The 5,225-nt window shown below is 48.8% G+C and carries 4 protein-coding genes, 4 tRNA genes and 1 pseudogene; 7 read left to right on the top strand and 2 right to left on the bottom strand.

Going from position 1 to position 5,225, the window contains the following annotated elements:
* Nucleotides 1-162 precede the first annotated feature (162 nt).
* Nucleotides 163-1,191 carry a UDP-N-acetylmuramate dehydrogenase gene (gene murB / locus OGX98_RS00850; protein ID WP_045438317.1) on the top strand — a complete coding sequence of 343 codons (1,029 nt, stop codon included), beginning with the start codon at nucleotides 163-165 and terminating at the stop codon, nucleotides 1,189-1,191.
* Nucleotides 1,188-2,150: a bifunctional biotin--[acetyl-CoA-carboxylase] ligase/biotin operon repressor BirA gene (birA, locus tag OGX98_RS00855; RefSeq protein WP_286594708.1), complete on the top strand. Its 963-nt coding sequence runs from the start codon at nucleotides 1,188-1,190 to the stop codon at nucleotides 2,148-2,150. Before murB ends, birA begins: the two co-directional genes overlap by 4 nt.
* Nucleotides 2,151-2,181: 31 nt before the next feature.
* Here birA and coaA read toward each other — a convergent pair whose 3' ends face one another.
* Together coaA and OGX98_RS00865 are read right to left on the bottom strand one after the other, a co-directional pair.
* Complete coding sequence (gene coaA / locus OGX98_RS00860; protein WP_045449387.1) at nucleotides 2,182-3,132, bottom strand: type I pantothenate kinase; 951 nt, start codon at nucleotides 3,130-3,132, stop codon at nucleotides 2,182-2,184.
* A 289-nt stretch (nucleotides 3,133-3,421) separates the two neighbouring features.
* A pseudogene (locus tag OGX98_RS00865) lies at nucleotides 3,422-3,502 on the bottom strand (hypothetical protein); the annotation flags it as partial.
* A 19-nt stretch (nucleotides 3,503-3,521) separates the two neighbouring features.
* Between OGX98_RS00865 and OGX98_RS00870 the strand changes: the two are divergent.
* The 5 genes from OGX98_RS00870 to tuf form a co-directional block, all read left to right on the top strand.
* Nucleotides 3,522-3,597: transfer RNA gene (locus tag OGX98_RS00870), tRNA-Thr, on the top strand.
* 8 nt (nucleotides 3,598-3,605) lie between these two features.
* Nucleotides 3,606-3,690: transfer RNA gene (locus OGX98_RS00875), tRNA-Tyr, on the top strand.
* A 113-nt stretch (nucleotides 3,691-3,803) separates the two neighbouring features.
* A tRNA-Gly gene (locus OGX98_RS00880) sits at nucleotides 3,804-3,878 on the top strand.
* 5 nt (nucleotides 3,879-3,883) lie between these two features.
* A tRNA-Thr gene (locus tag OGX98_RS00885) sits at nucleotides 3,884-3,959 on the top strand.
* A gap of 118 nt (nucleotides 3,960-4,077) precedes the next feature.
* Nucleotides 4,078-5,225 (top strand): elongation factor Tu (tuf, locus tag OGX98_RS00890; protein ID WP_286492302.1); only part of this gene is annotated, 1,148 nt, incomplete at its 3' end.

A 5,225-nucleotide genomic window follows, 5' to 3' on the forward strand; every position in this document is an offset into this window, starting at 1 on the left:
ATCAAACCAGTGAAGAAGCCCATCCTGCCGGATGGGCTTTTTTGCGTCTGCGGACTGCAGGAAATACTGCCGTCCGGCACAACACAACCACTCTTCCATAACACAAGCCATCCTGCGGCATATGCGGTAAACTAAACGCGATTTTGCATCAGGAAAGCGTCTATGAATCACTCCCTTAAAGCCTGGAATACCTTCGGTATCGATCAATATGCTAACGAGCTTGTCTGCGCCGAAAACGAGCAACAACTACTTAGTGCCTGGCAATCAGCTAACGCATTACATTATCCAGTACTGATCCTGGGCGAAGGGAGTAATGTCCTGTTCCTTGATTCCTTCCATGGTGCGGTAATCATCAACCGCATCAAGGGCATTGAGGTTACAGAACAACCTGACGCGTGGCATTTACATGTGGGGGCTGGTGAAAACTGGCACAACCTGGTACAGCATACGCTGCAGCTTGGCATGCCGGGGCTGGAAAATCTGGCATTAATTCCCGGTTGCGTTGGCTCTTCACCTATCCAGAATATTGGTGCTTATGGCGTAGAGTTACAACGTGTCTGTGAATATGTTGACTGTGTTGAACTGTCCACAGCCAAGCAATTGCGCGTCAATGCCGCAGAATGTCGCTTTGGTTACCGTGATAGCATCTTCAAACATGAGTACCAGGATCGTTTTGCAATTGTGGCTGTTGGTCTGCGCTTGCCTAAACAATGGCAGCCGGTGTTGACCTACGGTGACTTAGCTCGCCTTGATCCTGTTACGGTGACTCCTCTGCAGGTGTTTGAATCCGTCTGCCACATGCGCACAACAAAACTACCTGATCCGAAAGTGCACGGTAATGCGGGAAGCTTCTTTAAAAACCCGGTTGTTACAGCTGAAGTGGCAAAGATTTTGCTTTCGCAATTCCCCACTGCGCCTCATTATCCTCAGGCGGATGGTTCCGTAAAACTGGCCGCTGGCTGGCTCATCGATCAGTGCCAGCTAAAAGGTATGCGTATTGGTGGGGCTGCAGTACATCAGCAGCAGGCACTGGTACTGATTAATGCTGACAATGCAACGAGCCAGGATGTTGTTCAGCTTGCACATTATGTCCGTCAAAAAGTAGGTGAAAAATTCAATGTCTGGCTCGAACCGGAAGTGAGGTTTATTGGACCTCAGGGGGAAGTGAATGCCGTGGAGATTATTACATGAAGGATAATACCGTACCCCTGACGCTCATCTCGTTATTAGCAGATGGTGAATTTCATTCAGGCGAACAGCTTGGTGAAAAACTTGGAATGAGTCGTGCGGCTATCAATAAACACGTTCAGACATTGCGCGACTGGGGTGTTGATGTATTTACTGTTCCTGGTAAAGGATACAGCCTACCGGAGCCTATCCAGCTGTTGGATTCAGCACTTATTCATTCCCAGCTGAATAGCGGAAATGTAACCGTCTTACCCGTTATCGATTCAACCAACCAATATCTGCTGGACCGAATTAGCCAACTGGAGTCAGGCGATGCCTGTGTCGCTGAATATCAGCAGGCCGGGCGTGGACGTCGCGGGCGAAAATGGTTTTCGCCGTTTGGCGCTAACCTGTATCTGTCAATGTTCTGGCGTCTGGAGCAGGGGCCGGCAGCAGCAATTGGCCTGAGTCTGGTTATTGGTATCGTCATGGCAGAGGTTTTACGCGATCTGGGTGCTGATCAGGTTCGTGTGAAATGGCCTAACGATCTCTATCTGCTCGACCGGAAACTGGCGGGCATTCTGGTTGAACTCACTGGTAAGACGGGCGATGCAGCGCAGATTGTTATTGGCGCAGGTATTAACATGGCCATGCGCCGGGTCGAAGAGGATGTGGTAAATCAAGGATGGATTAACCTCCAGGAAGCAGGAATTAACATTGACCGCAATACACTTGCTGCCCGGCTGATCCGTGATCTACGTGCTGCGCTGATACTGTTTGAGCAAGAGGGATTAGCGCCTTATCTGTCCCGTTGGAAAAAACTGGATAACTTTATCAATCGGCCCGTTAAGCTGATTATCGGGGATAAAGAAATATTTGGTATATCCAGGGGAATAGATGCGCAAGGCGCACTATTGCTTGAGCAAGATGGTGTGATAAAACCATGGATGGGCGGAGAAATATCACTCAGAAGTGCAGAATAATAAAAAGGGGAGCCGTTGCTCCCCTTTTTTATTATTTTCGTAGTCTGACTTGCTCAACGGCATGGTTGCCACTTTTAGTCATAATCAAGCTGGCACGCTCACGCGTAGGTAATATATTTTGCTTTAAATTCAGCCAGTTAATTTCTTTCCAAAGAGAGGTGGCCGTATTAATGGCCTCATCTTCTGATAATTTCGCATAGTTATGGAAATAAGAATCCGGATTGGTAAATGCCCCTTCGCGGAATTTCAGGAAACGGTTGATATACCACGTCTGGAGTAATTCTTCTGGCGCGTCCACGTAAATAGAGAAATCGACAAAGTCAGAAACAAATACATGATGTGGATCGTGAGGATAATCCATCCCGCTTTGTAATACATTTAATCCTTCGAGGATCAATATATCAGGCTGTGCGACAGTTTTGTCACCATCAGGAATCACGTCATAAATTAGATGTGAATAGACCGGGGCCGTGACGTTTGGTACACCTGATTTAATATCGGAAACGAATTTTACCAGACGATGCATATCATAGGACTCAGGGAAGCCTTTCTTCTTCATTAGTCCACGATCTTTCAACACCTGATTGGGGTGAAGAAAGCCATCGGTAGTAATCAACTCAACCTTGCGATGCTCTGGCCAGCGACTCAACAATGCCTGCAGGACACGCGCAGTCGTACTTTTACCAACCGCGACACTGCCAGCAATACTGATGATATAAGGAATACGTTCGCCGTTAGTGCCCAGGAATTGCTCCAGAACAGCCTGGCGGCGCAGATTTGAACTGATATAAAAATTTAGTAAACGCGACAGAGGCAAATAAATTTCGGCAACTTCTTCCAGCGACAGGTCTTCATTAATGCCTTTCAGACGAGCAATCTCGTCCTCGGTCAGAGTCATCGGCACGGAATCACGAAGCGCAGCCCACTGGTTGCGATCAAACTGTAGGTAAGGCGTCATTAACGCTTGCTCTTTTATACTCATACGCATGGTCTGGCTGTCATTGCTGTATCAGGTCAGTGGTAAAAACGAATCATCCCCGGCACGCAATGGCACGTCACATTTCAGTTAATTTGGACAATGGGCAGGAGGGTAACACCAGATGGGGGCGAATAATAAGAAAAAATCATCACCTGAAAAGCAATGTGACGGGCATTCCATATATATAAAGATGCACTTTCTGTCTGCAGGTAAACACCCTGTGAAGCAAAATGCCTCCATTAGAGGGTAACGACCGCTGGAAATTTGCTCAATCCACAGTGCGAATAGATTATTTATCGGTCGTATAGTGCAAAATGTGAGCGATAGAACATTTTATGCAATTTTTTAGTTGCATGCGCACGCAGGTCTCCATAAAATGCGCGCTACTTGATGCCGACTTAGCTCAGTAGGTAGAGCAACTGACTTGTAATCAGTAGGTCACCAGTTCGATTCCGGTAGTCGGCACCATCAAGTCCGGTGGGGTTCCCGAGCGGCCAAAGGGAGCAGACTGTAAATCTGCCGTCACAGACTTCGAAGGTTCGAATCCTTCCCCCACCACCACTTTCTGGCAGCGTTATCGCCGCCTGAGTTGGTTAAAAAATTAATCAGCTCGTACGAAGAAGAGAGAATCTCTTTTTTGTTACAGAAAGAACTGGGTAGCCGAGTTTCAGGATGCGGGCATCGTATAATGGCTATTACCTCAGCCTTCCAAGCTGATGATGCGGGTTCGATTCCCGCTGCCCGCTCCAGACGTGCTGATATGGCTCAGTTGGTAGAGCGCACCCTTGGTAAGGGTGAGGTCCCCAGTTCGACTCTGGGTATCAGCACCACTTCACTTCTCCTTCCCGTTTCTCTCTGTTTACTTTTAAAAGCATTCAACAGCTCAGGTATATTGCCTGGTTGATGTGGTGATATCACCGATTTATCCGTGTCTTAGAGGGACAATCGATGTCTAAAGAAAAATTTGAACGTACAAAACCGCACGTTAACGTCGGTACTATCGGCCACGTTGACCATGGTAAAACAACGCTGACCGCTGCAATCACTACCGTTCTGGCTAAAACCTACGGCGGTGCTGCTCGCGCATTCGATCAGATCGATAACGCTCCGGAAGAAAAAGCTCGTGGTATCACCATCAACACTTCTCACGTTGAATATGACACCCCGACTCGCCACTACGCGCACGTAGACTGCCCGGGCCACGCCGACTATGTTAAAAACATGATCACCGGTGCTGCGCAGATGGACGGCGCGATCCTGGTTGTTGCTGCGACTGACGGCCCGATGCCGCAGACTCGTGAGCACATCCTGCTGGGTCGTCAGGTAGGCGTTCCGTACATCATCGTGTTCCTGAACAAATGCGACATGGTTGATGACGAAGAGCTGCTGGAACTGGTAGAAATGGAAGTTCGTGAACTTCTGTCTCAGTACGATTTCCCGGGCGACGACACTCCGATCGTTCGTGGTTCTGCTCTGAAAGCGCTGGAAGGCGAAGCAGAGTGGGAAGCGAAAATCATCGAACTGGCTGGCTTCCTGGATTCTTACATCCCGGAACCAGAGCGTGCGATTGACAAGCCGTTCCTGCTGCCTATCGAAGACGTATTCTCCATCTCCGGTCGTGGTACCGTTGTTACCGGTCGTGTTGAGCGCGGTATCATCAAAGTTGGTGAAGAAGTTGAAATCGTTGGTATCAAAGAGACTGCTAAGTCTACCTGTACTGGCGTTGAAATGTTCCGCAAACTGCTGGACGAAGGCCGTGCTGGTGAGAACGTTGGTGTTCTGCTGCGTGGTATCAAACGTGAAGAAATCGAACGTGGTCAGGTACTGGCTAAGCCGGGTTCAATCAAGCCGCACACCAAGTTCGAATCTGAAGTGTACATTCTGTCCAAAGACGAAGGCGGCCGTCATACTCCGTTCTTCAAAGGCTACCGTCCGCAGTTCTACTTCCGTACTACTGACGTGACTGGTACCATCGAACTGCCAGAAGGCGTAGAGATGGTAATGCCGGGCGACAACATCAAAATGGTTGTTACCCTGATCCACCCGATCGCGATGGACGACGGTCTGCGTTTCGCAATCCGTGAAGGCGGCCGTAC

The sequence above is a fragment of the Citrobacter sp. Cm046 genome (assembly GCF_030333065.1).
In the GTDB taxonomy this organism is placed as follows: Bacteria; Pseudomonadota; Gammaproteobacteria; order Enterobacterales; family Enterobacteriaceae; genus Citrobacter; species Citrobacter murliniae.

Bases quoted from the DNA above. Each gene is read 5' to 3' on its own strand.
- murB (WP_045438317.1), top strand. From the start codon at position 163: ATGAATCACTCCCTTAAAGCCTGGAATACCTTCGGTATCGATCAATAT.
- coaA (WP_045449387.1), bottom strand. From the start codon at position 3,132: ATGAGTATAAAAGAGCAAGCGTTAATGACGCCTTACCTACAGTTTGAT.
- birA (WP_286594708.1), top strand. From the start codon at position 1,188: ATGAAGGATAATACCGTACCCCTGACGCTCATCTCGTTATTAGCAGAT.